Source organism: Photobacterium sp. J15 (genome assembly GCF_963870815.1).
Classification (GTDB): domain Bacteria; phylum Pseudomonadota; class Gammaproteobacteria; order Enterobacterales; family Vibrionaceae; genus Photobacterium; species Photobacterium marinum.
On the sequence record NZ_CAWMUI010000001.1, the window covers coordinates 408,292 to 434,551 of the forward strand.

Below are 26,260 nucleotides of genomic sequence, written 5' to 3' on the forward strand. Positions count from 1 at the left end.
GAACCTCATTATTATAACAATTCATTTAGGGTGGCTCATGCCCGGCAGTCAGCGCGGTTTTACCTTAATCGAACTTATCGTGGTGATCATACTGGTTGGTATTATCAGTGTGACGGCAGCATCACGCTTTTCCGGGATGAGCAGTATCAGTTCCCCGGTTTATCGTGATCAGCTGATCAGTTCAATGCGCCTCACTCAGATGCGAGCCATGCAGACCCGGGATAATTGCCATCGCTGGCTGCTTGGCAATACCAAAGCCCGGCAGGTAGATATCTCGCAAGCTACCTGTAATACCTCCACTTTCCCAGGTAAAGCGACTTTTTGGGATGATCAGACGGCAATTGATGTCGGTAATAAACTGAATGCTCGTTTTACGATTACTGCTGACGGAGCACCACAGACACTTCCATATGCTTTAGATTTTGATAGTTTTGGCCGAATCCAGAAGTGCTCAGATGGATGCCGTGTGACTGTCAGTGGATCTGATACATTGGCTATCTGTATTGAGTCTGAGGGCTATATTCATGCGTGCTAATCGTGGCGTTACCCTGATCGAGCTGATTATTGCGATTGTATTGATTGGCATTGTTGTGACAGCCATTACAACGGCGCTCTATCCGCAGTCGCGACAAAGTGCACAAATTGTACATGCATCCCGAGCCGCAGAGCTGGGTCATGCGGTATTGGATGAAGTCCTGAGCCGGAAGTTTGACCATAACAGTGGTGAATTGGGTGGACTGCCGGTTTGTATCAGTACCAATGATGCTCTGAAGGTGGGCGAAAAACGATGTACAGATCCTGCTCAGCTAGGGCCGGACACCAATGCTGAAAAAGCTGATGACGGCAGGACTGTGTTTAATGATATTGATGATTACCATGGCTTAACTGGCAAGGTGCAAGATGTTATCGGTGGTGATCTGACGGAACGATATAGCAACTTTTCTGTTGCCGTTAGTGTGTTTTATGACGTAAATCGGGATGGGACGGCAGATCCTCAAAAAGGGGATATTAAACGGGTTAATGTCAGGGTCACAGATCCGGCAGGCAATCGCTATGACTTTGCGGTCTACCGGGGGAACTTCTGATGACAGCTCGCGGATTTACTTTGCTTGAGATGATCATGACGATGGTGCTGTTGGCCGTCGTTGGTTTGTCTATGGTCAGCATTATATCTCAGAGCTCGCTGATTTATGTCGATACGGCTGCGAGGGAACTGTTACTTCAGGAAGGACGCTTTGTCGCCGAGCGTTTAGTTCGGGAGGTGCGCCTTGCGGTTCCAAATAGTGTGCTGCTCTCTCAAAATGACCGCTGCCTGGAGTGGGTACCGGTGAGAGCTTCCGGGATATATTCTGATATACCGCTGGCAGCAACAAACAAGCTAACGGTCATCCCCGACGGCACGATACAGGCAAATCAGAGGGCTGTTATTTATCCGGTGAAGCCGGATAATATTTTTGCTAAAACAATACCAGCAGGTGGAGAAAATAACGTAGCGATTGTTGCGGCTGACCTCAATTTTACTCCGGCTGAAAATGAAAATATGGTGGAGTTGACGTTCGCTCAGCAGACCCAGTTTCCGGCGGGATCGCCTGCCAGCCGTTTCTATATTTATGACCAGCCTGTCGCTTATTGCCTTGAAGGGACTCAGATTTGGCGTTACAGCAATTATAAGCCTGAGCGGGAAAACCTGACTGTGCCTGATTTTAGTGGTGATGGTGTCCGTCGGGTTTTGATGGCCGAACACGTAGCGGCACTAAATTTCAATGTTGACCATGCCACACTGACCCGTAACGGGCTAGTGAAGTTTAGTTTGGAAATGACAGCCCGCGGGGAGACGGTTCGTTTTGATCAAGATGCCTTTATTGCCAATGCCCCGTAATAATTTACCTTCTTCTTCACCTAGTACTCAGCAAGGAGCGGCGCTGGTAATGGTGCTGTTTGCTATTGTGGTGCTTGGTTCTCTAGCCGCTTTGGGATTGAGAAACCTTGAGCGTAGCAGCGATGCTTTGGTTCATGAAGTTATCGGAACTCGCGCAGATATGGCTGCTCGCTCTGGAGCTCAGATTGATATCAGCGCGTTGTATCAAAGTGAAGATACCGGCTCATGCCAGAAGGATGAGAAACAGGTTTATAACTTCACTGGCGATGGTTTACGTAATTGCCGGGCGGAAGTCAGCTGTCGAGTTTTGGGGCAAAACAAAAAACAACAGACTATTTACCGAATAGAAAGTGAGGGCTTTTGTGCTGTTGGTAATCAAACTATCAAACGGGTAATTGAGGTCGGTTTAGTCGGGGATGAGGAAGATAATGACTAAAAATAAAAAATGTTTTCCCGGGTATGCTTTATGGTTCGCCTGTTTGTTGGCGTTTGCTTCCATGCCTGTAGTGGCAAAAACGTATAACTTGGATAATTCCAGAAAATATCCGCCTTGTAGTGATGGACGTTGGAATAAAAATGGTTCCACTTTTACCTGTAACGGCAAAATGGAATTGAAAAGTGGTGATAAAATTCGTTCCAATCATGAATATACCCTGCTTGCCAATGAAGGGATAAAGCTGAATAACAACCAAGTTGGCTCCGCCGCTAACTCCATTCATTTGAAAACTCATAATGGCAAGATAGAAGTTAAAAACTCCAACCATGTTTATAGCAAACTAGCCACAGTCTCCGGTGGGGTTGATATTGAAAATTCTACGATAATCGGGCTTATTGACGTGGGGGGAGATATCGATATTAAGAAAACATCGGTATCGGAATCAATCGTAAGTCGTGACGGGAGTATTTCCCTTACTGAAAGAAGCTCGACCGGTGGTGAGATTCGTGGTTCTGCTGAAGTCGAAGTTAAAGACAGCTCAGTAAGCGGTGATGTTGTAAGTGAACACAATAAAGTAACTATTGATGACTCAACTATAAGTGGTGCTGTAACTGGTTCGGCAGAAGTAAAAATCGAAGAGAGTTCGATAACGCAAAGTGTTGAAAGCCAAAACAATAAAGTTGAGGTGGAGTCTTCAGATATTAGTGGAAGTGTTACCGCAGAAGGCGAGGTAAAAATTGAAGGTGATCAGGTTACGGGCGATATCACTAGCCGCAGTTCCAAAATAACGATTGAAGATACAAGTGTTATCGGTAGTTTGTCTTCCGGTGGTGAAGTGAAAATTGAAGACAGTGATATTATCGGTGATATCACTAGCAGCTGGGGAAAGGTGGAGCTTGAGGATTCGACAATCAAGGGTAATGTTGATGCAGCCGATCATCAGGTTGTCGAAGTCAAAGAAGACAGCAAAGTTTTTGGTTACTGCCGACCAAGAAGTGAACCTGAAAATGCTTGTGCTCCTTTGCCTGTACTTGCCTGGTCGATGGATGAGTCGTCATGGACGAATGGTAGTAACAGGGTTGAGGACTCGTCCGGCAGTAATTTGCATGGCACTGCTTATAATAATTCAAATACGGCGGGTGATGCACCAGCTCTGCCAATCGACAGCAGTTTTACTGGGACATGTAATTATGGGGAGTTTTCAAGTAGCCAAAGGCAGTATGTTGAGGTTACTCATGATGACAAGCTAAGCTTTGACGATAATTTTACTATTTCAGCTTGGGTGAAACCGACGGCTTATCCTCATTTAGGTAGCCTGAGAACGGTTATCTCCAAAGACACGAATTATGAAATAAATATTAATCCAGACGGGAAGTTGAGTTGGTGGTGGGAGCAGCAGGGAAACCGACAATCGCATACTCTAGTTAGTCGAAGTGATATCCCGCTCAATAAGTGGACGCATATTACCGTTCGTTACAAGCGAGCGAGAGGGTGGGATAAAACCAGTCAGTGGATTTTTATTAATGGCCGACTAGATAATACTGCAAGAATTAAATTCAAAGCAGCTCGAAACACTCTTCCTTTCCAGGTTGGGCAGGATCATGGATATGCCACTCATTATTTTGATGGTAATGTTGATGAAGTTAAGGTGTTTAATACAGCGCTGAACGATGAACAAATTGCAGAACTGGCACGCGAGCGTCATTTGTGTGAGAGTGCGGCTGATGATCCCGGTTTCCGCTATGGTCGTGTGGTAACTGCGGTTAAAGCTACAACTGTTGTATTTGAAAAACCATTTCCTCTCGGCAAGACTCCCCTAGTTTTTCTGGCCCCGACAATTAATGCCTCTACACCAGATCAGGATGGTCCTTCCACCTTAAGATTGACCAATATAACTAATGTCGGTTTTACTGTGGAGCAGAAGGAGCCTTATGCTCCGCCTTCCCATAAGACACCCAGCCAGTTGATGTCCAACATCGACTATGTTGCTGTCCTTCCTGGGAAAACTACCCTCTCAAATAATCATGAACTCTATGCCGGAACGGTAATGTTGCGGAATTCAACAGAGGATAAAGTGCTGCAAGGAGCCAGAAATGGCAGCCCAAAAGAACAGCGTGGTTGGCGGACGGTTGATTTTCCATCAGGGCAGTTTTCACAAAAACCGACTCTGATGCTTGAGCTGCAAAGTCAGGGGAATGCACGTTGGTTGACTGTAGCCGGTAATGAAGTGACACAGAATGGTTTTAAAGTCGCATTGGAGCAATCTGAAGTCAGAGGTGGTAATGCTGATTTACCTGAAACGATTGCTTATTTGGCAACTTTACCGGGAACGGGTGAGTTTGAGCTTTTTGGTCGAACCGTCGGTTATGACTTTCAGCATGCTCGCTCTGGATTTATTGAACAAGCACAAAACTTTAAGGTTCGATGCGAAGAGACGACAGATTTTAAATATACTAAATTCACGACAGCGCCTGTTATGGTGGTCGGGAAATTATCCAGGACCGGTAGTAACGGGGGCTGGATCCGACGGTGTCATCGTGATAGCAAGCGTATGAGCATTGTTATGGATGAGGACCAAGATTTTGATGAAGAGCGTTCTCACAAGCCTGAAGATGTGTCGTATATGGCGTTTTCCATTGATTCAAATGAAAAACAGCCTTCATTTGAATTCGGTCCGTATCCAAACTCGGCACTGACTTGTACACCGGTCAGTTTTACCGTGAATGTTGTGGATGAAGATAATAACCCAATTACTGATTATGTCGGGCAAATCGGCCTGGCTACCACGACAGGAAATGGTGACTGGGTATTGGAAACCGGTAACGGTAGTTTTGTTTCCGGTAACGTGGATTCGGGGAATGCCAGCTATCAGTTCGTAGAGCAGGATCAGGGCAGTGCCACTTTTACTCTGAGCTATCTGCATGTAGGTAACGTTGCTGTTATTTTGAGTAACTCTTCCGGTGAAGAGCTAAACCGTACTAATGAGGTCACTTTCAAAGCTGAAGGACTTAAGTTGGTGAGAAAAGGTTCTTTTCCCTACGGGCGGAAATCAGCGATAGCCAATAAGCCAATCACCTATCAGCTATCTGCGGTAACTGAAGACCCGACGGCGAAAGGGCAGTGCAAGCCAATTGAAGCATTTGCGAATGAAAAAGATATAACGTTTCGTTTCGACTACCAGAACCCGTCTACAGGTAATGTTATTCCAACAATTAATGGTAATAACCTTAAACTATCAGCGGATACGACACTGGCGATGACGTTTACTAAAGGGGTCGCTGACTTTGCATTTAACTATGCCGATGCCGGTGCTATTCAACTTACCGTCAAACAGGCTGAGGATGTTGTCGAGCCTGATGACCCAAGTAAGAACTGGTTGGCTCAGCACGTAATTAATGTCAGTCCATGGTTGGTGGTAACCAATGTTGCCGGAAATAAATACGGTACAGCTGCTGATACTGATAAAGCATTCAAAGCTGCGGGCTCTCCCTTTAATGTAACTTATAAGGCCGTGAAGTGGGAAAGAAGTAAATCCGATTCATCTGGCCTGCCGACATCCGATCCTACTCATATTGTGGTGACGCCTGGCTTCAAAGGAACTTTCTCGGCAGCAGCTAAGGCGCAAAATATTACTCCGGGATCGGGGGTAGCCGGAACTTTGGTGTTCCCAGGCTCGTTGTCTTATTCATCCGGGCAGTCTCCAACTGCTGTTCAGGCATCTTATGGTGAAGTCGGTAGCTTTAAGTTGGGAGGTATTGCTGCCAATAATTACCTGATTAGTGGAAATTCCGTGCCATTTTATACCTACGGGAATATCGGGCGTTTTTACCCTAAAAATTTATCGGTTTCGGCGATGAAACCGATAAATAGCTGCTCTGTATTTAATTATTTTGGCAATAATAACAGCACGATTGGATTTACACTGACGGCCAAGAATGAACAAGGTCAAACAACTAAAAATTATGACTTTATGAAGGGCTATAAAGCCGTAGCTGTCGATAAAGATTTCAATTTAAACGGTGAAGACAGTGATGATGGCAATGCGCTAAAAGATCAAATCAAGCGGAGCAGTTCAGCCTTTAGTTGGGCTCAAGGGGTAATGACGACTTCATGGTATTATCAAGTAATTAAACATGCAGCACCACATATCCCCTATAATAGCTTTGTTTTAAGTTTAGAAGGCAAAGGGCCGGATAATGTTCCCTTGTCACCATTAAATGAGAATCCGGGGGAACCGGGAGGTTCTGCGCACAGTGCTACAAAATTGGCTGGTGATTTGATTTTCCGCTGGGGCCGGGTTCGGTTAACCGATGCTTACGGCCCGGAGATCGCGCCAATTAGTGCTCCGTTTTTTGTTGAGTATTATGCTAGTCCTGATTCTTTCGTCATTAGCGAAGATGATCAGTGTACTAACATTGCGTTGAGCGATTTCATCTTCAAAGAAGGTACGGATAAATCAGCTCTACCTGTTGGGAAAGGCACCACAAAAGTGACCTTCGACGCGCTGACAAGTGGAGAAGGGGCATTAAATTTCACCGCGCCGGGTTCTGGTAACCAAGGTGTACTTACACCGGAGCTGGATTTAAACAAAGCGGGTTACCCCTGGCTAAGAGTCGATCAGACTGGGAACGGTGTGTTTGATGATAATGAAAAAGCGCAAATCCAGTTTGGTTTATACCGTGGAAGTGATCGAATAATATGGTGGCGGGAGAAAAACAACTAACAGCTTGATGAATCAGGTGGAAGTAATAATGAATAAACATTTACCCTCTTGTTACGGTGGGAAAGTCGTGACTTCATTAAATAAAATGCGGATCTGTGGCAGGTTTGACAATCCTTACCTTGTCTCGATCCTTGCCCCTTGGTACATTTAGCCCAATTTAACGAATTTTGTGAGCTTGCAGGATTAGCCGAAGACTATGTTTAAAAAACTTCGTGGCATGTTTTCTAATGACCTGTCTATTGACCTGGGTACTGCCAACACCCTTATTTATGTCAAAGGACAGGGCATCGTTCTAGATGAACCATCAGTAGTTGCGATTCGTCAGGATCGTGCCGGTGCAACTAAGAGTGTTGCGGCCGTCGGTCATGACGCCAAACAGATGCTGGGCCGTACGCCGGGCAATATCGCAGCCATCCGTCCGATGAAAGACGGCGTGATTGCCGATTTCTATGTGACAGAAAAAATGCTTCAGCATTTTATCAAGCAGGTGCATGACAACAGCATCCTGCGTCCAAGCCCACGAGTTCTGGTTGCGGTACCTTGCGGTTCAACTCAGGTTGAGCGTCGTGCGATCCGTGAATCTGCACTGGGTGCCGGTGCTCGCGAGGTGTATCTGATTGACGAGCCGATGGCAGCAGCTATCGGTGCCGGTATGCCGGTTTCTGAAGCGACCGGTTCTATGGTGATCGATATCGGTGGTGGTACTACCGAAGTTGCCGTGATCTCTCTGAACGGTGTTGTGTACTCATCATCTGTTCGTATCGGTGGTGACCGCTTTGATGAAGCGATCATTAACTATGTTCGCCGTAACTACGGCAGCCTGATTGGTGAAGCAACCGCTGAACGCATCAAGCATGAAATCGGTTCGGCTTACCCTGGCGATGAAGTTCGTGAAATTGAAGTTCGTGGTCGTAACCTGGCTGAAGGTGTGCCTCGCAGCTTCACCCTGAACTCTAACGAAATTCTTGAAGCGCTGCAGGAGCCGCTGACAGGTATCGTATCTGCTGTTATGGTTGCACTTGAGCAGTGTCCGCCGGAACTGGCTTCTGACATTTCTGAGCGCGGTATGGTACTGACAGGTGGTGGTGCGCTGCTCCGTGACCTTGACCGTCTGCTGACTGAAGAAACCGGTATTCCAGTTGTTGTCGCTGAAGACCCGCTGACCTGTGTTGCGCGTGGCGGCGGTAAAGCTCTGGAAATGATCGATATGCACGGTGGCGATCTGTTCAGCGACGAATAATGCCAGCTCTGGCAATAGATAAAACAGGTTATAGCGTTAGATGAAACCTATATTCGGCAGGGGGCCTTCCCTGCAACTGCGCCTGTTTCTTGCCATATTACTGTCGGTTAGTCTTATGCTGGCCGACAGCCGCCTAGATGCCTTCGCCAACGTACGTTACCTGTTGAACTCAGCGATTGCACCGCTTCAGTATGCTGCTAACTTGCCACGAGATTTGTTAGACGGTGTGTCTGGTCAGGTGAGCTCCCATCAGCGTTTGTTGGCAGAAAATAAAGCACTTAAGCGTGAGTTACTGGTTAAGCAGAGCGATGTGCTGCTGCTCGACCAGCTAAAGCAGGAAAACCAGCGTTTGCGGGAGTTGTTGGGCTCGCCGTTTGTCCGTGATGAAAAAAAACTGATTGCGGAAGTGATGGCTGTGGATTCTGATCCATACAGTCATCAGGTGATGATAGATAAAGGCCGGACGGATGGCGTTTATGAAGGCCAGCCGGTGATCAACGAAAAAGGGATCGTCGGTCAGGTTTCGTATGTCGGGGCGCATAACAGCCGGGTGCTGCTGCTGATTGATCCGACTCATGCTATTCCGGTTCAAGTGGTTCGCAATGATATCCGGGTGATCGCATCTGGCAGTGGTCAGATCGATCAAGTCCAGTTGGAACACGTGCCAAGCAGTACCGATATTCAGGTCGGGGATTTGCTGGTGACTTCCGGCTTGGGAGGACGTTTCCCTGAAGGGTATCCGGTAGGGCATGTCACCGAGTTTTCATTTGATAACAAACGTCCTTTTGCACAAATCAAAGCCAGACCGACGGTGCAGTTTGACCGCTTGCGTTACCTGCTGTTGGTATGGCCGACACCAAGGGAAACCTTAATCGCAGGGGAGATCAACAGTGGCGAATAGTCGACCGAATGGCCGCTTATTGATCTGGCTGTCTTTTATTGTGGCGCTGATCCTTCAGGCTGCGCCTTGGCCGGGGCAACTAGAATTGTTCAGGCCATCCTGGGTGCTGCTGGTCACCTTCTACTGGGTACTGGCTTTACCACACCGGGTAAATGTTGGTACGGCACTGACATTGGGCTTGCTGTGGGATCTGATGCTTGGCTCAACCCTCGGTGTACGAGGGCTGATGATGTCGGTGCTGTGTTATATCGTGGCGCTGAACTTCCAGGTTATGCGCAACCTGTCTTTGTGGCAGCAGGCGATGCTGGTGGCTCTGCTCTCTCTCGGTGGCAAGCTGATTGAGTTTTGGGCCGAATACCTGGTCTCAGTGATCACATTTGAACCGCAACGGTTATGGGCGGTTTTACTAAACTTCTTGCTCTGGCCGTGGCTGTTTTTATTACTGCGGCGAATGCGTCGTAAGTTCTCAATTCGTTAAATAACTTTTCAAACAAGGTCTGTTCGGTGTTAGGTTGTGATTAAGTAAGTCCAGCGCACCGAGTGGATCTTCTTGATATTTAAGTAAATGGTATCATCATGTCTGCAGTTCAGCTTTATCTGGCATCAGGCTCTCCTCGTCGTAAAGAGCTTTTAACGCAACTCGGCTATTCCTTTGAGCGGGTTGTGGTTGATGTCGAAGAATGCCATCAGGTGGGTGAAAGTCCTGCTGATTATGTGCAGCGCCTCTCACAAGATAAGGCGATAGCCGGGGTGCAGGAAACCGATGGCCATATACCCGTGCTGGGTTCAGATACTATTGTTGTAGTAGATGACAAAATTTTAGAGAAGCCGAAAGACTTTGCAGATGCGCAGCGGATGTTGAGGCTGTTGTCAGGGCGTAAGCACCAGGTGATGACGGCTGTAACGCTGGCAACATCGATCCGAAGTAAAACCAAACTTGTGGTTACTGATGTGTGGTTCAAGGCTTTGTCCGAACAAGAAATAGAATCCTACTGGCAAAGTGGTGAACCGCAGGATAAAGCGGGCAGTTATGGTATTCAGGGGCTCGGTGGCAAGTTTATTGAGCGCATCGATGGCAGTTATTACGCTGTGGTGGGGTTACCGTTAATGGAGACCGACATCATGGTTCAGGACTTTTTAAGTTTGTAAATTCAGAGGCAATCATGAGCACAGAGCTGCTAATTAATGTAACGCCGAGTGAAACGCGCGTTGCAATGATTGAAGGAGGGAACCTTCAGGAAGTACATATAGAACGAGAATCAAAACGCGGTATTGTCGGTAATATTTATAAAGGCCGGGTAAGCCGGGTGTTGCCGGGAATGCAGGCGGCGTTTGTTGATATCGGTCTGGATAAGGCGGCATTCCTTCATGCATCCGATATCGTGCCTCATACTGAGTGTGTGGCTGAAAATGAAAAGCAGCAGTTCCAGGTTCGTGATATTTCTGAGTTGGTTCGTCAGGGCCAGGACTTGGTTGTTCAGGTAGTTAAAGATCCGCTGGGTACCAAAGGCGCGCGCCTGACCACGGATGTAACGTTGCCTTCTCGCTATTTGGTCTTTATGCCGGGAGCTGGCCATGTCGGTGTGTCTCAGCGTATTGATAGTGAAGAAGAGCGTGAGCGCCTGAAGTCGATTGTCAATGAGTACTGTGACGAGCTGGGCGGCTTCATTATCCGTACTGCTGCAGAAGGTGCGACAGCGGAAGAAATGGCTCAGGATGCGGCATTCCTGAAGCATTTGTGGCGTAAGGTGCTGGAGCGTAAAGCAAAATACAAACCGAAATCTATGCTTTACGGTGAATTGGGCCTGGCACAGCGTATTCTGCGTGATTTTGTTGGCACTGAGCTGGACTGTATTCAGGTTGACTCCCGCCTTGGTTTTGAAAACCTGAAAGAATTTACTGATGAGTTCGTGCCGGAGATCAGCGATAAGCTACTTTACTATGCCGGTGAGCAACCGATTTTCGACCTGTATGATACCGAAAGTGAGATCCAGCGCTCTCTGGATCGTAAGGTTGAGCTGAAATCAGGTGGTTACCTGATCATCGACCAGACTGAAGCCATGACGACGGTTGATATCAATACCGGTGCTTTCGTTGGCAGACGTAACCTCGAAGAGACGATCTTCAATACCAATATTGAAGCGACCAAGGCAATTGCTCGTCAGTTGCGACTGCGTAATCTGGGGGGGATCATCATTATCGATTTTATCGATATGGCCCATGAAGATCACCGCCGTCGGGTACTGTTAGCTCTGGAACAAGCGCTGTCTTATGATCGGGTGAAGACTAACATTAACGGTTTTACTCAACTTGGCCTTGTAGAGATGACCCGTAAGCGCACCCGGGAAAGTATCGAACACGTGCTGTGTGGCACCTGTCCGACTTGTGAGGGCCGTGGCACGGTGAAAACTGTCGAAAGTGTCTGCTATGAGATCCTACGCGAAATCACCCGGGTCAACCGAGCCTACGATGCCGATCGTTTTGTAGTGTATGTGTCGCCGGCAGTCGCTGAAGCACTGGCTGGAGATGAGTACCATGCGCTGGCTGAGCTGGAAGTATTTATTGGTAAGCAGGTGAAAATTAAAGCCGAGCCTTTATACATTCAAGAGCAGTTTGACGTAGTAATGATGTAATAACCGATGCGAGGCTATTGAGTGACAACAGTTCCAGTTCGTCTGGCGCGTGGATTAATGTGGCTGGTACTGACTATGTTGGTACTGGCCGCTATTGCTATTAGTGGTCTGCGTTTTTTCCTTCCCCAGCTTAACGAATACCGTGAGCCTATCCGACAATGGGCGTCTGAACAGGCTGAGATGCGCCTTGAGGTTGCTCATGTTGAAGGTCATTGGCGCAACTTCGGCCCTTCACTGCTGTTGCAGGGAGTGAGTGTCGCTGCTTCTGACGAGCCGGACTCCATTGTTCGGGTCGGTGATGTTGAGTTGCAGTTTGATATGCTGCGATCGGCATTTGAAATGCGCCCAGTATTTAAAGATATTCGGATTGATCGCTTGAGCTTGGATTTGACCCGGCTGCCGGGCTCGGTTTTCAGTCAGAGTTCGGGGCCAGTTGCTGAAGATAACAACCAGGCTGACACGATCGCCCGGCTTGAAGAGCTGATATTTGTCCAGCTTGGTAAGTTTTCACTTCGGAATTCCGATATCACCATGATATCCCCAGCTGGCCATAAGCAGCGCATTGATATCAGTGAGTTGAAATGGGACGGTACCGGTCGCCAGCACCTTGCGGAAGGGGTGATCAGCGTGGCTGATACTCATTTTAGCCAGATGCGAGTGATTGCTAACTTATCTGCTAAGCGTTCCCTGCCGGAAATGTCCGGCAGCGTTTATGTTCAAACCCGTAACCTGTCAATCACCCCGTGGCTGAACCAGCAGCTGCTTGGCGGTGCTGATGTTACCGGCAGCAATATTAATGCTGAAGTCTGGCTTAACCTGCAAAGCGGTATTGTTATGAACAGCTTTGCCCGGCTTGATGACAGTTATCTTCGCTGGCAACGCGGAAAAGAAAAACACGAATTTCGAATTCGCCAGGGGCAGGTTGGTTTGAGACCACTGTCACTGGCGAACGGTCAGACCGGCTGGCGGCTTGACAGTGATCAGCTTATCCTCCAAACCGATAAAGTACTTTGGCCTGCGTTTGATGTGGCCGCTCAGTGGCAGCCGTCGCAATGGCAGGTGGCACTGAGTCGTTTGTCTCTGGATCATTTGCTGCCTTTTGTCAGCTTCCTGCCGGAAGACAGTCAGTTAGCTGAAATACTGTATTCTCTGAAACCTTCCGGTCTGCTGGAAGATATCCGGGTTGCCGCAAAGAATGGTCAGTCCCCTCGCTTTTCTGTTGGGCTGAAACAGTTTGGAATGAAGCAATGGGAGTTGTTGCCTGAAGTCCATAAGCTTGATGCCAGCGTGTCAGGTGATCTGGAAGGGGGGAAAGTTGTGCTGCATTTGGCTGATGATACCCTGCCATATGGTGATGTGTTTCAGGCACCGCTGATGATTAACAAAGGCGAAGTAACCGCTTACTGGCAGGTCAATGAGGCCGGCTGGCGCTTGTGGAGCGATTATCTTTCTGTAACTTCGCCCCATATCAAAGCTGACGGCCAATTCCGGTTAGATTTTCCGGCAGATGCGCCAGCCTGGTTGTCTTTCTATGGTGAGGCGTCAACTAGCGACGCTGGTGAAGCTTGGCGTTACCTGCCGACACTGGCTCTGGGAGAAGAGCTGACTGACTACCTGTCTTCAGCTATTCGGGGCGGTAAGGCGGATAGGGCTCGATTGCTTTGGTACGGCGAGCTGGGGGATTTTCCTTATTCCAAACATGACGGTGTCTTTCAGGCTTATGTTCCGCTGCGTCAGGGCCGTTTTAGCTTTGATACTGCCTGGCCGGAGCTGACTGAGCTTAAACTGAACCTGATGTTTGAAAATGACTTTATGTACCTTGATGCCAGTCATGCCAAAACCATGGGTGCGACAGCATCTCAGGTTACCGGTGGTGCGGAACTGAGTGAAGACGGTCATTTGAAGTTAACGCTGGATGTGGCGGCTGATGGACCTCAGATCCGTGATTATATGATGGCAACCCCTCTTGTGGATACTGTTGGGGCGGCGATGACCACAGTTCAGGTCAGCGGCCCGGTCACTTCCCGTTTTAATCTGGATATCCCATTTGATGGCAGTGAAGTGCGTGCCTCGGGTGATGCGCAGTTTAAAGATAACTTGCTGGAAATGGATACACCGCCGCTCAGAATTGAGCAGGTTAACGGCAGCTTGAGCTTTGACAATGATGTAATTAAGGCTCAGGGGCTGAAAGGTAATCTGCTGGCACAGCCTGTGAGTTTTGGTTTTGCCGGTAACAGTGTTGATACCGGTTACCGCGTTGACATTAATGTTGATGGTGACTGGCAGGTTGCGAAGCTACAGCAGCAGATAGACGATCCGTTGTTGGCGCACGTATCCGGAAGAAGCCCATGGAAAGCGGGGATCGGGGTAAACCTTTACGATACCGGGTTTGATTATGCCGTCGATTTAAAAGCCAACCTTGCTGCGGTTGACAGTAAACTCCCATATCCGCTGACATTGCAGTCAGGTACTCAGGCGCAGGCGTATGTCACTGTTGCTGGGAATGCTGAGTCTCTGACTGGGAAAGTCACGGTTCCGGATGCGAAATATCAGGCCCGCATTAATCTGCGTCTCGAGCGCTTGATAATTGATGCCAGCGAGCTGGTGGTGGGTAGCGGTGAGCTGCGAAAGTTGTCATTAGGTAGCCATGTGGCGCGTATTCAAAGTGATACTGTGGATGCTGACCGTTGGCTGGAACTGGCTGATGATATTGAGGAAAAGGCCAGCGAGTTGGCACAGGCCGGGAACCCGACGGTAATGCCGGAACTGCCTCTGCCTACTCGAGTAAATGGTCGGATCAAGAAGTTGAAGCTGGCAACATTGAATTGGAATGATGTGGATCTTGCGATTCGCAGGCAGCCTGATCGCTGGCATATGCTTCTTGGCAGCCGTGAGCTGAAAGGTGAAGCCTTCTGGCCAGACGGTAAGCCATTGAACCTGTCGCTGGAAAGCATGCACTTGAATTTGCCGGGTGTTGATTTGGAAAATGTTGATAACCCAATGGCGAAAGAAAAGTATGTGCCGCAGAGTGATATCCCGCCTGCTACTGATTTCGATCGCAGCATGATGGCTAATCTGCCAGAGATAGATCTGGTACTGGGAGATGCTTGGTTGCAGGGATATCGTCTTGGAAAAGTGACAGGTAAGTTGCGGCGGGAAGGTACCACACTGGAGCTGCTTAACTTTGTGGTTGATTCCGGTACAACGATGCTTAGCCTGGATGGGCACTGGACGCTGGACAGCGATCAGAACGAAACCCAGATTGCGTTTGATATTGAGGGCGAGAACAGTTCGGATCTTATGGGACGGTTTGGTGTGTCCGGTGGTATTCAGGGCGCGGAGTTCAGCAGTTATGCTTCTATCCAGTGGAAAGGGGCACCGTGGCGTATGCACCGTGAAACTTTGACCGGTGAGTTGAAAACAGAAACGGGTAAAGGTGTTATCAGTGATATCGGGGGTGCCGGACGACTGCTCGGCTTGTTCAGCCTTGACTCGATTGTGCGCAAAATGCAGCTCGATTTTTCCGGTATCTTTGATGACGGCCTGGCGTTTAACTACATCAAGGGCTCCGGTCGGATTGAAAATGGTTTGTTCGAAACTGATGATATTGAGATGCAGGCTCTTGCCGGTGATATGTTTATCAAGGGAAGTGCTAACCTTGTAGATGAAACGGTTGATGCCAAAGTGAAGTTTATTCCTGACTTTACCTCTGGTATTCCGGTTCTGACTGCCTTTGCAGTAGCTCCGCATACTGCAATCTATGTATTTGCTATCTCTACGGCGCTTTCGCCGGTGTTAGATGTATTTACTCAGGTTAACTATGTCGTGAAAGGCCCGATTGACTCACCTGTCGTGACCGAGCAATCCCGCTTCACCGGCGAATACACAGTTCCTGAAAAGCTGAGGAAGTAAGAAAAACGACATTTTTCACAGTAATAATGGATTGTCACCAGATGTAATAAAGGACATGAAAGATGGCGAAAGTAGGTGTTGTACAGATGAATTCAGGCACCGATCCGGAAGTAAATCTTCGGCGGTTGAAAAAGAAACTCAAGGGATTACAGCTACAGGGGGCTAAGCTGGTGGTAACACCAGAGAACTGCTTGGTTTTTGGCTCCCGTGCTGACTACCATCGCCATGCAGAACCCTTGGGTGATGGCCCTTTGCAGGCCGAGCTGGCGGCCCTGAGCAAACAGCTGGGGATCTGGTTACTGGTTGGTTCAATGCCGATTCGCCAGCCGGATGGTGCCATCACCACTACGGCATTGCTGTTTGATGATCAGGGGCAATGTCAGGTCCATTATGACAAGATGCACATGTTTGATGTCGAGGTGGAAGATCAGCACCATAGCTATCGTGAGTCTGATACTTTCCAGCCGGGACAGGAAGTCAAAGTTGTGTCGACGCCGTTTGGTAACATTGGATTATCAATCTGTTATGATGTTCGCTTCCCTCAACTGTATGCTGCGTTAAGAGAACAAGGCGCTGATATTATTGTGGTTCCTGCTGCGTTCACCAAGGTTACCGGCAGAGCTCACTGGGATGTGTTGCTGCGGGCCAGGGCGGTTGAGACTCAGTGCTGGATTATTGCTGCGGCTCAGTGGGGGGAACACAGTGACGGACGCGAAACCTGGGGACATTCGATGATTATTGATCCCTGGGGACAGGTAGTAGCCTGTCAGAAAGAAGGGATAGGCGTCCTGACTGCCGATCTGGATTTAAGTTTAAGCCAGACTATCAGAACAAATATGCCGCTGGTCAGGCATGCGCGTTTAGGCGTTCACCAGCGATAAATATCTTACAAGAGCAAAATAAATGACTCTGGAAACTGTAGAAAATACCATGTTGGCCCAATCCGGGCTGGGGCGTGATGAATTAAGCCAAATTCTGGGGCTGATTGCGGCTCGGGATGTGGACTATGCCGATATTTATTTTCAGTCTTGCTGGCACGAATCCTTGGTGCTGGAAGACAGTATTATCAAAGACGGTTCGTTCAACATTGATCGTGGTGTCGGTGTTCGAGCGGTATCCGGTGAGAAAACCGGTTTCGCTTATTCCGATCAAATCAATCAGCTGGCACTGACTCAGAGTGCGAAAGCTGCCCGGGGTATTGTCCGCAGTGGTGGTCACGGTAAGGTGCAGGCGTTCAGCCCTGTTTCACCTTCCGGTATTTATGCTCCGGTTGATCCGCTGGCAAGTTTCGATAAACACCAGAAAATTGCATTGCTGGAAGAAATTGACCGTTATATCCGCACCAAAGAACCATTGGTGAAAGAAGTTTCTGTCAGCATTAATGGTGTTCATGAGCAGGTGCTGGTGGCCGCTCTTGACGGAACATATGCAGCCGATATTCGCCCGCTTGTTCGCCTTTCTATCAGTGTTTTGATTGAAAAAGGGGACAAACGTGAACACGGTAGTGCCGGTGGTGGCGGTCGATATGGTTACGAGTATTTCCTGACAGAGGAAAACGGCAAGTCTATCGCATTGAATTATGCTGATGAAGCGATTCGCCAGGCGCTGGTGAATATTGATGCTGATGCTGCGCCGGCAGGTACAATGCCGGTTGTACTTGGTGCTGGCTGGCCGGGGGTTCTGCTGCATGAAGCGGTTGGCCATGGCCTGGAAGGCGACTTCAACCGTAAGGGTTCGTCGATGTTTTCCGGTCAGATGGGCCAGCAGGTGACTTCATCTCTGTGTACTATTGTTGATGATGGTACGCTGGCAGATCGCCGAGGCTCGATCAATATTGATGATGAAGGCACACCAGGCCAATATAACGTGCTGGTTGAGAACGGTAAGCTAAAAGGTTATATGCAGGATAAGCTGAATGCCCGTCTGATGGGCGTGGCTCCGACTGGTAACGGTCGTCGCGAATCCTATGCACATCTACCGATGCCACGAATGACCAACACTTATATGTTGCCGGGCGAGCATACACCGGAAGAAATTATCGGTAGTGTGAAGCAAGGTATTTATGCTCCGAACTTTGGCGGAGGCCAGGTTGATATTACTTCTGGCAAGTTTGTTTTCTCGGCATCAGAAGCTTATCTGATCGAAAATGGTAAAGTGACTCGTCCAATCAAGGGCGCGACCCTGATTGGCAGCGGTATCGAAGCGATGCAGAAAGTTTCTATGGTCGGTAATGACCTGGATATTGACCGCGGTGTCGGTGTTTGCGGTAAGGCGGGTCAGAGTGTTCCTGTCGGTGTTGGCCAGCCGACGCTTAAGATCGACTCGATGACCGTGGGCGGTACTCAGTAACGTTTTTCTTTTGCCAGAACCACAATCAAAAAAGAAAATGCCAGCACAGGTGCTGGCATTTTTGTATTCAGAAACCGCAAAGTGGCGATCAGTCTTCCATGTATAGTTCTTTCAGGTACTGGAAGATTTCACGGTAGGCTTTAGCCGGTTTGTTCTGCGCTTTCTCTTTGTTAGCTTGGCGTACCAGTTGGCGCAGGCGCTGGCGGTCAGCATCCGGGTGATCAACCAGGATCGCGTTAATCATGCTGTCGCCGTTTTCGATCAGCTTGTCACGTTTTTGCTCTAGCTTGTGTAACTGCACTGTTGCCTGTGAGTGCTTGTTGCGAAGCTTATCCAGCGCTGCTTGAATCGGCTCAACATCAATCTGACGCATCAGCTTACCGATATACTGCAGCTGGCGGCGGCGGGCTTCTGTCTTGAAACGCTGGGCATCGCGGATCGCATCCAGCATATCTTCATCCAGTGGGATCTTTGCCAGAGCATTGGGCTTAAGCTCAACCAGCTCTTCCCCAATTTTCTGCAATTCTTCCATGTCACGCTTCATCTCGGATTTACTTACCCAGATGATTTCTTCTTCCTCTTCCCAAGGGGCTTTTTTGTTTTTACGGCTCATAACGGGCTCACTAAAGAAGTTAATGGCTCTATTTTATCAGTTTAATCATGATTTGGGGCGCAAATTCCTGTCAGGCGGTGTTATCCTATAGGTAATACTAAATTGCGCACCCATCATTGAATGATGAATCGGTGCCAGGCATTTTCAAGATCCCCCGTCTCAATAAGTTACTTGTCAGATAGCATTTGGTAACGTATTGAAAGTTTATTGATATTCCCTGAGAAAGTAGAAGGTATGGACGTAAGAGAACAGGTCGCACAGCAGCGCGTTGAGCTTGAAGCTGCAGTTGCAAGAGCATTGGAGCTGGCAGGAAAACAGGCTGACGCCGCGGAAGTTGCTATTAATAAAACCACAGGCATCAGCGTGTCTACTCGTATGTGTGATGTTGAGAATGTGGAATTTAATAGTGATGGTGCGCTTGGTATCACAGTCTACCGTGGTCAGCGAAAAGGTAGTGCTTCAACGTCGGATTTGAGTGAAAACGCGATTGCTCAGACGGTTGCTGCTGCTTTGGATATTGCTCGTTACACCTCAGAGGATCCTTATGCAGGTCCAGGCCCGGCTGAGCTGATGGCAAGGGAGATTCCGGATTTGGATCTGTTCCACCCGGATGAGCCTGAGCCTGATCGTGCTGCGTCGATTGCTGCGCGGGCAGAGCAGGCTGCGCTGGATGCCGATCCTCGCATCAAGCAGAGCGACGGTGCCAGCTATGACAGCCATTACGGTATCCGGGTTTACGGTAACAGCCACGGTATGCTGGCCAGCTATGCTTCCAGTCGTCACAGCACCAGTTGTTGCGTGATTGCTGAAGGTAAAAATGGTGAGATGGAGCGTGATTACAGCTACACTTCAGCTCGTCGGGTAACTGATTTATGGACACCGGAGAAGGTTGGCCAGCATGCGGCAGAGCGAACCGTTGGTCGCATTGACCCGCAGAAGCTGACGACCCGTGAAGCGCCGATTATGTTCGCGGCTGATATTGCTACCGGCTTGTTCGGTCATTTGGTCATGGGGATCAGTGGTTCTAACCTGTACCGTAAATCATCATTCCTGCTTGATAAGCTGGGCGAGCAGATTTTCCCTGACTGGCTGGATATCAGTGAGCGCCCGCACATTCTGCGTGGTATGGCGAGTACGCCGTTCGACAGCGAAGGTCTGGCAACTCACGATCGCGAAATTATCCAGTCCGGTGTGCTGCAAACTTACCTGATGACCAGTTATGCGGCGCGTAAATTGGGTCGCCAGCCTACCGGTCATGCCGGTGGTATCCATAACTGGTTGGTTAAGTCGACAGGTGAAAGCTATGAGCAGATGCTGAAGAAAATGGATCGTGGCCTGCTGGTGACTGAACTGATGGGGCAGGGCGTGAATATCGTTACCGGTGATTACTCTCGTGGTGCAGCGGGTTTCTGGGTAGAAAATGGTGAGATCCAGTTCCCGGTCAGTGAGGTAACCATTGCCGGTAACCTGAAAGATATGATGCAGAATATTGTGGCGATTGGTACGGACACTGAAACCCGTAGCCAGATCCAGACTGGCTCTGTTCTGCTGGATACGATGAAGATTGCCGGCGAATAACAGCAATTACTGAATGCATTAAAAAAGCGAGAGCCACTTGGCTCTCGCTTTTTTGTATTTGCGCCGTTTTTCGCTTTTATATCAAGAATATCGTTGCCATTCCGAGGAAAACAGACAGTCCGATAATGTCGGTGATGGTGGTCAGAGCCATCCCCCCGGCTAGGGCGGGGTCGATATTCAATTTTTTCAGCAGTACAGGGACACAAACCCCGGCCACGCCGGCAACAAACAGGTTGGTCATCATGGCTCCGGCGATAATGATCCCGAGCAGTAGGTTCTGTTTCCAGACCACGACCACAGTGCCGATGATTGTGGCCCACAGGACACCGTTGAGCAGGCCGACTCGTGCTTCTTTACTCAGTAGCCAGCGGGTGTTGGTTTCACCGATATGGCCGACAGCAAGACCTCGGATCACCAGCGCGACAGTCTGGTTTCCGGCAACACCGCCCATCGACGGTACAATGGTCATTAGGATCGCGATGGCTGCCATCTGATCCAGTGTCTCTTCAAACATATTGGATACCGAGGCTGCAGCTAGGGCGGCCAGGACATTGACCCCCAGCCAGATGCTGCGACGGCGGGCTGATTTCAGTACCGGCGCAAAGGTATCTTCGTCATCATCCATACCCGCCATACTCATCATGGAGTGTTCAGCGTCTTCACGGATGATATCCACTACGTCATCAATGGTAATACGGCCAACCAGGTGGTTATCGGGATCAACAACCGGTGCTGACAGCCAGTTACGACGTTCGAACAGGTTAGCTACTTCACTGTCATCCATGTCGACCGGGATAGCTTCGTCCGCATCATCCATCACTTCCTGGATTTCGGTATCTGGCTGGGTGGTGATCAGAGTCGACAGAGACAGGTGACCAATCAGCTTTTCATTCTGATCCAAAACGTACAGGGCGTCGGTCGCTTCCGGTAATTCGCCTTTCATGCGCAGGTAACGCAATACCACATCGGCTGTCACATCGCCGCGGATGGTGATGAAGTCGGTACTCATCATCCCGCCGGCAGTTTCCTCCGGATAGGCTAGGGCTTTTTCGACCCGGTGCCTGTCGGTAGCGTCCATTTGCGACAGTACTTCCCGGTATTTATCATCGGGCAGGCTACGCAGGACGTATGCGACGTCATCGGTTTCCATCCCTTCGGTCACCGCAGCCAGTTTGTCCGGTGCCATTTGGGCGACGATGCCGTCTTTTACATCTTCCGATAGTTCGTCAAGGATTTCCCCCTGCTCTTCAGGATCGGTCAGTTGCCATAAAACCTGACGTTCTTTTGGAGGAGAGGCTTCCAGCAGGTGCGCAATATCTTCCGGCTCCATATCCTGGAGCATTCGGCGGACATGGACAAACATGCCGTTTTCAAGCGCTTGGTTGACTTCTTGCAGCGTCTGATGCGTCTGATCTTGTTCTTGTATATCCGCCATTGGTCGTGATACCCCGAATTGCGTTGATGCCGGCCGCGATACCTATGATAGTTAGGTAGGGAATAGTGATGAAGCTCTGCTGGCTGCTGAACTGGATTTCCCAGTTCGGTATGGCGGCGCAATAAATTGAATTTTAACGCAATACTTGGGCGGTTGTCTCATCCAAATCTGAGAGGAAATAAAGATTTCATCCGGAGTGAGAGGTGGTTTAAGGAGAGCTGATGAAGGGAACGAAGATCTTCTGCGAATATTTGCTCATTATCATTCCTGTTGCACGCCAGATTGGCGACGTTCGTGTTTACAGGTTTGGAATTAATTTTCTTCATCAAATCCGGCTTCAATGAGCTCGGAAACCGCAGCCAGGGCGGCTTCGGCGTCACTACCTTCGGCACTGACGCATACTTGTTGTCCCTGGGCCGACTCCAGCATTAATAACCCCATCACACTGTCGGCAGTCGCACTTTTTTCATCATTGCAGATAGTGACAGTTGCCTCGAAGCTCTGAGCTAGCTCGACCAGTTTGATGGCAGCCCGGGCATGAAGGCCCAGGCGGTTTTTTATGAACAGCTTGCGGCTCAGGTTGCTCATGAGCTGGCTTCCAGGGTGCGGTGGCGGATTTGGATCTGATGACCTTCCGTGCGGAAGTGCTCGGCCAGTTGCTGGGCGACATAAACCGAGCGATGCTGGCCGCCGGTACAGCCGATCGCCACAGTAACGTAGCTACGGTTATTTTTTTCCAGCATTGGCAGCCAGGTTTCGATGAAGTTGCGGATCTGGTAGATCAACTGGTTGACTTCGGTATGGCCAGACAGGAACTCTTTCACTCCCTGATCCAGACCGGTCAGCGGCTTGAGCTCTGGTACCCAGTGTGGATTAGGCAGGAAGCGGACATCAAACACGTAGTCGGCATCGGTAGGCAAACCGTGTTTGAAACCAAAGGATTCAAATACCATTACCAGCTCGCGACTGCTGCGACCAAGAACACGGCTACGGACGGTCTCGCTCAGGTCGTGGATGGATTTGTTGGTGGTATCGATCACCAGATCGGCATGCTCTTTCAGTTCTGCCAGCCTGGTGCTTTCGGACTGGATTGCCTGCTCCAGACTCATGTTGTTACGAGACAGGGGGTGCAGACGGCGGGTTTCGCTGTAGCGCTTTACCAGTTCCTTGTCATCAGCATCAAGGAAGATGACGTTAATATCCAGTTTTTTGCTCAGCGAATTGAGTGTCTGGCGGATTTCTTCCGGTCGGTCCGGCATGTTGCGGACATCGATGCTGACCGCTATATCCTGCTGGTTGCCTTCAACCGTGGTAACAAACTGCGGCAGAAGGTTTACCGGAAGGTTATCGACACAGTAGTAGCCCAGATCTTCCAATACGCGCAGGGCGATGGATTTACCTGAGCCGGAACGTCCGCTTACGACCATTAACTTCATGGTTGGCATACCTTAACGAAAGAGGTGGCAGAGGTGCTCATTATGAATCACAGGTAAGGATTTGATAAAGCTCTTCATCGCTTTTTGCGGTGCGGAGCTGCTTGCAGATCTGCTTGTTGCTTAGCTTTTCAGCCATACAGGAGAGAGTTTTCAGGTGTTCCTGACATTGTTCATCGGGAACAAGCAGTGCAAATAAAAGGTCGACAGGCTGGTTGTCTATAGCATCGAACTGGATGGGCTCCTGACATTGGAGCAGTACGGCAATAGCGTGGTCGCTGTTATGAATACGGCCGTGGGGGATTGCGATGCCATTGCCGATACCAGTACTTCCCATTTTTTCACGGTTGAGCATACACTCGAACAATGGTTGGGGGTTCTGGTCCAGATGTTCAGCAGCGACTTCACTGATGATTTCAAGGGCGCGTTTTTTGCTGGAGCATTGGACTGCACTTTTGGTGCAGTCCAGGCTCAGTACATTACTCAGTTGCATGGTTAGTGACTATTGAGCTTGTCTTTGTGTTTGTTGAGTTGACGGACCAGTTTATCAGTTAATGCGTCAATCGCGGCATACATATTTTCAGAATCCGCCTTAGCGTGGATTTCCCCTGCGTTAATATGCAGAGTGGCTTCCGCAACCTGCTGCAATTTTTCAACATTCAGGATCACATGGACATTATTAATCTTATCAAAGAAGCGTTCCAGCTTATCAAACTTAGTCGTTACGTAATCACGTAGGGATGGTGTAATTTCGACATGGTGCCCTGTGAGATTAATTTGCATAGACATCTTCCTCCTGTTGGCGTCTGACTAGAGCAGACGTTTTCGCTGATTAGAAGGCGGTATTCCTAAGGATTCACGGTATTTGGCGATGGTTCGCCGCGCCACCATGATCCCTTGTTCCGCCAGTAATGTCGCAATTTTACTGTCACTTAGTGGCTTCGCCTGATTTTCAGCGGCAACCAGTTTCTTCACTAGTGCCCGGATTGCGGTTGACGAGCATTCGCCCCCGTTATCCGTACTAACGTGACTTGAGAAGAAGTATTTCAATTCAAAGATACCACGTGGTGTGTGCATGTATTTTTGCGTCGTTACACGTGAAATCGTTGATTCATGCATGTCCACTGCCAGTGCGATATCGTTTAGCACCATTGGTTTCATCGCTTCTTCACCGTATTCGAAGAAGTCCTGCTGGTGCTCAACGATGCAGCGGGCGACTTTCAGCAGCGTTTCATTGCGGCTTTCCAGACTTTTAATCAGCCATTTGGCATCCTGAAGATGAGAGCGGATAAACTGGCTGTCAGCACTGTTGCGGGTATTTTTGCTCAGCGCCGCATACTGTTGGTTTACTTTCAGTCGCGGAACGCTATCTGGGTTAATAGTAACAACCCATTTGCCGTGATCCTTGAATACAGAAACATCCGGGATCACATATTCAGTTTCAGAAGCCACTACACGGTTGCCCGGGCGAGGCTCCAGGTTATGGATCAGCTGCATAACCTGTTTTAGTTCAGGCTCTTTCAGCTTAGTTTCCCGCATCAGCTGGCGGTAATCCCTGTTTGCCAACAGGTCGATGTAGTCATTAAGCAGGGTTTTGGCTTCGTTAAGCCAAGGGGTATCTTCCGGGTAGGTTGCTAGCTGAAGTAACAGGCACTCCTGCAGGTTACGGGAGGCAACACCCAGCGGGTCAAATTGCTGGATGCGTTTCAGAACCGCTTCAACCTCATCCAGTTCCACTTCGTCATTGCCAATGCTTTCTAGAATCTCATCAGTTGAGCAGGTCAGGTAGCCTTTGTCGTCAATACCATCAATAATGGCAGTAGCAATGGTCAGATCGGTTTCGCTGAACGGCGTCAGTTGGACCTGCCACATCAGGTAGTCTTGCAGGCTTTCGGTGGTTTCGCCTTGATAAACAGGCATGTCATCATCGATTGCGATACCGGTGCTGCCAGTACCGGCGCTGTAGAAGTCATCCCAGGTGGTATCTACCGGGAGGTCTTCCGGCATTTCACGTTTTTCGATGGCATCTGAGGTATCAAACGGTTCCGGATCGCTGGCAATGTCCGGCTCTGCGGCAGAAAGCTCTGCGGTATCCTGACCGTTAGCTTTGTCCTCATCACCAGAGGCAACTTCGTTGAGGTTTTCGTCCAGCTCTAACAGTGGGTTAGCATCCAGTGCTTCTTGAATTTCCTGCTGAAGATCCAAGGTAGACAATTGCAACAGGCGGATGGCTTGCTGCAACTGCGGCGTCATTGCCAGTTGTTGACCTAGTTTGAGCTGGAGCGAGGTTTTCATATATGTGTATGTACCTTGTTGTTATCTTTGGTGTTTATCGTCAAGCACGGTATAAACGTCACTGTTGAGTCGGTGCTTGCTCTTGGTACGTCCTTATCTATAACTATAGACGGAACTGGTCGCCCAGATAGACTCGTTTTACATGCTCGTCATTGAGAACTTCGCTCGGTGTGCCGTGGGCGATCAGGTGGCCCTGACTAACGATGTAAGCATGTTCACAGACATCGAGGGTTTCCCGGACGTTGTGGTCGGTGATAAGTACACCCAGGCCGCGATCACGCAGATGCTCAATGATTTTTTTGATGTCGATAACCGAAATCGGGTCAACACCGGCAAATGGTTCATCCAGAAGGATAAATTTGGGGTTAGCAGCCAGCGCTCGGGCAATTTCTACCCGGCGGCGTTCACCCCCTGATAATGCCATGCCTAAACTGTTACGAATGTGCTGAATGTTGAATTCATCCAATAATTCTTCCAGTTTATCCATGCGTTCGGTTTTGTTTAGATCTTTACGGGTCTGCAGTACTGCCATCAGGTTATCGTATACTGTCAGGCGGCGGAAAATTGAGGCCTCCTGCGGCAGGTAGCCGATCCCCATACGGGCACGGTTATGCATCGGCTGCAGGCTGATGTCTGTGCCGTCGATGGTGATGGAGCCTTCATCGCGGGCAACCAGGCCCACAATCATGTAGAACGAAGTCGTCTTACCTGCACCGTTCGGACCAAGCAAACCGACGATTTTCCCGGATTCTACTTCCAGGCTCACGTCCGATACGACTTTGCGGCCGCTATAGCTTTTTGCCAGATGTTCTGCTTTTAACGTTGCCATACTT

At 49.2% G+C, this 26,260-nt stretch carries 22 protein-coding genes; 14 read left to right on the forward strand and 8 right to left on the reverse strand.

The features are described from left to right. Nucleotides 1–37 precede the first annotated feature (37 nt). The 13 genes from AACQ93_RS01970 to tldD all read left to right on the forward strand — a co-directional run bounded on the left by AACQ93_RS01970 (nucleotide 38) and on the right by tldD (nucleotide 18,073). On the forward strand, nucleotides 38–535 hold the full coding sequence (locus AACQ93_RS01970; RefSeq protein WP_064601771.1) for a prepilin-type N-terminal cleavage/methylation domain-containing protein: 498 nt from the start codon (nucleotides 38–40) through the stop codon (nucleotides 533–535). Continuing rightward, nucleotides 525–1,085 (forward strand): type IV pilus modification PilV family protein, encoded by a 561-nt coding sequence (locus tag AACQ93_RS01975; protein ID WP_084418903.1) that lies wholly within the window; start codon nucleotides 525–527, stop codon nucleotides 1,083–1,085. Before AACQ93_RS01970 ends, AACQ93_RS01975 begins: the two co-directional genes overlap by 11 nt. Next, on the forward strand, nucleotides 1,085–1,879 hold the full coding sequence (locus AACQ93_RS01980) for a PilW family protein (protein WP_064601775.1): 795 nt from the start codon (nucleotides 1,085–1,087) through the stop codon (nucleotides 1,877–1,879). The genes AACQ93_RS01975 and AACQ93_RS01980 overlap by 1 nt, the downstream gene beginning before the upstream one ends. Beyond that, nucleotides 1,869–2,315 (forward strand): hypothetical protein, encoded by a 447-nt coding sequence (locus AACQ93_RS01985; protein ID WP_064601777.1) that lies wholly within the window; start codon nucleotides 1,869–1,871, stop codon nucleotides 2,313–2,315. Before AACQ93_RS01980 ends, AACQ93_RS01985 begins: the two co-directional genes overlap by 11 nt. Continuing rightward, nucleotides 2,308–7,038 (forward strand): DUF6701 domain-containing protein, encoded by a 4,731-nt coding sequence (locus AACQ93_RS01990; RefSeq protein WP_064601779.1) that lies wholly within the window; start codon nucleotides 2,308–2,310, stop codon nucleotides 7,036–7,038. The genes AACQ93_RS01985 and AACQ93_RS01990 overlap by 8 nt, the downstream gene beginning before the upstream one ends. A 196-nt stretch (nucleotides 7,039–7,234) precedes the next feature. After that, complete coding sequence (locus AACQ93_RS01995) at nucleotides 7,235–8,278, forward strand: rod shape-determining protein (protein ID WP_064601780.1); 1,044 nt, start codon at nucleotides 7,235–7,237, stop codon at nucleotides 8,276–8,278. A gap of 40 nt (nucleotides 8,279–8,318) precedes the next feature. Further along, a complete protein-coding gene (gene mreC / locus AACQ93_RS02000; protein ID WP_064601782.1) occupies nucleotides 8,319–9,179 on the forward strand; it encodes a rod shape-determining protein MreC in 861 nt (286 codons plus the stop codon). Further along, nucleotides 9,169–9,657, forward strand: a complete 489-nt coding sequence (gene mreD, locus AACQ93_RS02005) for a rod shape-determining protein MreD (protein ID WP_064601784.1) — start codon at nucleotides 9,169–9,171, stop codon at nucleotides 9,655–9,657. Before mreC ends, mreD begins: the two co-directional genes overlap by 11 nt. Nucleotides 9,658–9,755: 98 nt before the next feature. Next, the gene (locus tag AACQ93_RS02010; protein ID WP_064601786.1) at nucleotides 9,756–10,328 is read left to right on the forward strand and encodes a Maf family protein; all 573 of its coding nucleotides are present in this window, start codon (nucleotides 9,756–9,758) and stop codon (nucleotides 10,326–10,328) included. A gap of 14 nt (nucleotides 10,329–10,342) precedes the next feature. Further along, nucleotides 10,343–11,812, forward strand: a complete 1,470-nt coding sequence (gene rng, locus AACQ93_RS02015) for a ribonuclease G (protein WP_064601788.1) — start codon at nucleotides 10,343–10,345, stop codon at nucleotides 11,810–11,812. Nucleotides 11,813–11,833: 21 nt separating this feature from the next. Then, complete coding sequence (locus AACQ93_RS02020) at nucleotides 11,834–15,724, forward strand: YhdP family protein (protein ID WP_084418913.1); 3,891 nt, start codon at nucleotides 11,834–11,836, stop codon at nucleotides 15,722–15,724. A gap of 62 nt (nucleotides 15,725–15,786) precedes the next feature. Then, the gene (locus AACQ93_RS02025) at nucleotides 15,787–16,605 is read left to right on the forward strand and encodes a carbon-nitrogen hydrolase family protein (RefSeq protein ID WP_064601794.1); all 819 of its coding nucleotides are present in this window, start codon (nucleotides 15,787–15,789) and stop codon (nucleotides 16,603–16,605) included. A 22-nt stretch (nucleotides 16,606–16,627) separates the two neighbouring features. Next, a complete protein-coding gene (gene tldD, locus AACQ93_RS02030; protein WP_064601796.1) occupies nucleotides 16,628–18,073 on the forward strand; it encodes a metalloprotease TldD in 1,446 nt (481 codons plus the stop codon). Between the two features lie 88 nt (nucleotides 18,074–18,161). On the opposite strand, the gene yjgA is transcribed toward tldD, so the two are convergent. Continuing rightward, on the reverse strand, nucleotides 18,162–18,686 hold the full coding sequence (gene yjgA, locus AACQ93_RS02035; protein WP_064601797.1) for a ribosome biogenesis factor YjgA: 525 nt from the start codon (nucleotides 18,684–18,686) through the stop codon (nucleotides 18,162–18,164). A gap of 234 nt (nucleotides 18,687–18,920) precedes the next feature. On the opposite strand from yjgA, the gene pmbA reads away from it, so the two are divergent. After that, nucleotides 18,921–20,264 (forward strand): metalloprotease PmbA, encoded by a 1,344-nt coding sequence (gene pmbA, locus AACQ93_RS02040; RefSeq protein ID WP_064601799.1) that lies wholly within the window; start codon nucleotides 18,921–18,923, stop codon nucleotides 20,262–20,264. 76 nt (nucleotides 20,265–20,340) lie between these two features. Here pmbA and mgtE read toward each other — a convergent pair whose 3' ends face one another. From mgtE to lptB, 7 genes are all read right to left on the reverse strand, one after another. Continuing rightward, on the reverse strand, nucleotides 20,341–21,699 hold the full coding sequence (mgtE, locus tag AACQ93_RS02045) for a magnesium transporter (RefSeq protein WP_064601800.1): 1,359 nt from the start codon (nucleotides 21,697–21,699) through the stop codon (nucleotides 20,341–20,343). Between the two features lie 312 nt (nucleotides 21,700–22,011). Next, entirely contained in the window at nucleotides 22,012–22,287 is a 276-nt protein-coding gene (locus AACQ93_RS02050; RefSeq protein ID WP_064601802.1) for an HPr family phosphocarrier protein, read from the reverse strand. Next, nucleotides 22,284–23,135 (reverse strand): RNase adapter RapZ, encoded by an 852-nt coding sequence (gene rapZ, locus AACQ93_RS02055; protein WP_064601804.1) that lies wholly within the window; start codon nucleotides 23,133–23,135, stop codon nucleotides 22,284–22,286. The genes AACQ93_RS02050 and rapZ overlap by 4 nt, the downstream gene beginning before the upstream one ends. A 40-nt stretch (nucleotides 23,136–23,175) precedes the next feature. After that, nucleotides 23,176–23,625: a PTS IIA-like nitrogen regulatory protein PtsN gene (gene ptsN, locus AACQ93_RS02060; RefSeq protein ID WP_064601807.1), complete on the reverse strand. Its 450-nt coding sequence runs from the start codon at nucleotides 23,623–23,625 to the stop codon at nucleotides 23,176–23,178. A gap of 2 nt (nucleotides 23,626–23,627) precedes the next feature. Further along, nucleotides 23,628–23,915, reverse strand: coding sequence for a ribosome hibernation promoting factor (gene hpf, locus AACQ93_RS02065; RefSeq protein WP_064601809.1), 288 nt, complete (start codon nucleotides 23,913–23,915; stop codon nucleotides 23,628–23,630). Between the two features lie 27 nt (nucleotides 23,916–23,942). Further along, on the reverse strand, nucleotides 23,943–25,427 hold the full coding sequence (locus tag AACQ93_RS02070; RefSeq protein WP_064601820.1) for an RNA polymerase factor sigma-54: 1,485 nt from the start codon (nucleotides 25,425–25,427) through the stop codon (nucleotides 23,943–23,945). Between the two features lie 103 nt (nucleotides 25,428–25,530). Beyond that, on the reverse strand, nucleotides 25,531–26,256 hold the full coding sequence (gene lptB / locus AACQ93_RS02075) for an LPS export ABC transporter ATP-binding protein (RefSeq protein ID WP_064601822.1): 726 nt from the start codon (nucleotides 26,254–26,256) through the stop codon (nucleotides 25,531–25,533). Nucleotides 26,257–26,260: the final 4 nt, after the last annotated feature.

Coding starts and splice junctions, on each gene's coding strand:
- AACQ93_RS01970 (WP_064601771.1), top strand. CDS start 38: ATGCCCGGCAGTCAGCGCGGTTTTACCTTAATCGAACTTATCGTGGTG.
- AACQ93_RS01975 (WP_084418903.1), top strand. CDS start 525: ATGCGTGCTAATCGTGGCGTTACCCTGATCGAGCTGATTATTGCGATT.
- AACQ93_RS01980 (WP_064601775.1), top strand. CDS start 1,085: ATGACAGCTCGCGGATTTACTTTGCTTGAGATGATCATGACGATGGTG.
- AACQ93_RS01985 (WP_064601777.1), top strand. CDS start 1,869: ATGCCCCGTAATAATTTACCTTCTTCTTCACCTAGTACTCAGCAAGGA.
- AACQ93_RS01990 (WP_064601779.1), top strand. CDS start 2,308: ATGACTAAAAATAAAAAATGTTTTCCCGGGTATGCTTTATGGTTCGCC.
- AACQ93_RS01995 (WP_064601780.1), top strand. CDS start 7,235: ATGTTTAAAAAACTTCGTGGCATGTTTTCTAATGACCTGTCTATTGAC.
- mreC (WP_064601782.1), top strand. CDS start 8,319: ATGAAACCTATATTCGGCAGGGGGCCTTCCCTGCAACTGCGCCTGTTT.
- AACQ93_RS02010 (WP_064601786.1), top strand. CDS start 9,756: ATGTCTGCAGTTCAGCTTTATCTGGCATCAGGCTCTCCTCGTCGTAAA.
- rng (WP_064601788.1), top strand. CDS start 10,343: ATGAGCACAGAGCTGCTAATTAATGTAACGCCGAGTGAAACGCGCGTT.
- AACQ93_RS02025 (WP_064601794.1), top strand. CDS start 15,787: ATGGCGAAAGTAGGTGTTGTACAGATGAATTCAGGCACCGATCCGGAA.
- tldD (WP_064601796.1), top strand. CDS start 16,628: ATGACTCTGGAAACTGTAGAAAATACCATGTTGGCCCAATCCGGGCTG.
- yjgA (WP_064601797.1), bottom strand. CDS start 18,686: ATGAGCCGTAAAAACAAAAAAGCCCCTTGGGAAGAGGAAGAAGAAATC.
- pmbA (WP_064601799.1), top strand. CDS start 18,921: ATGGACGTAAGAGAACAGGTCGCACAGCAGCGCGTTGAGCTTGAAGCT.
- mgtE (WP_064601800.1), bottom strand. CDS start 21,699: ATGGCGGATATACAAGAACAAGATCAGACGCATCAGACGCTGCAAGAA.
- AACQ93_RS02050 (WP_064601802.1), bottom strand. CDS start 22,287: ATGAGCAACCTGAGCCGCAAGCTGTTCATAAAAAACCGCCTGGGCCTT.
- rapZ (WP_064601804.1), bottom strand. CDS start 23,135: ATGAAGTTAATGGTCGTAAGCGGACGTTCCGGCTCAGGTAAATCCATC.
- ptsN (WP_064601807.1), bottom strand. CDS start 23,625: ATGCAACTGAGTAATGTACTGAGCCTGGACTGCACCAAAAGTGCAGTC.
- hpf (WP_064601809.1), bottom strand. CDS start 23,915: ATGCAAATTAATCTCACAGGGCACCATGTCGAAATTACACCATCCCTA.
- AACQ93_RS02070 (WP_064601820.1), bottom strand. CDS start 25,427: ATGAAAACCTCGCTCCAGCTCAAACTAGGTCAACAACTGGCAATGACG.
- lptB (WP_064601822.1), bottom strand. CDS start 26,256: ATGGCAACGTTAAAAGCAGAACATCTGGCAAAAAGCTATAGCGGCCGC.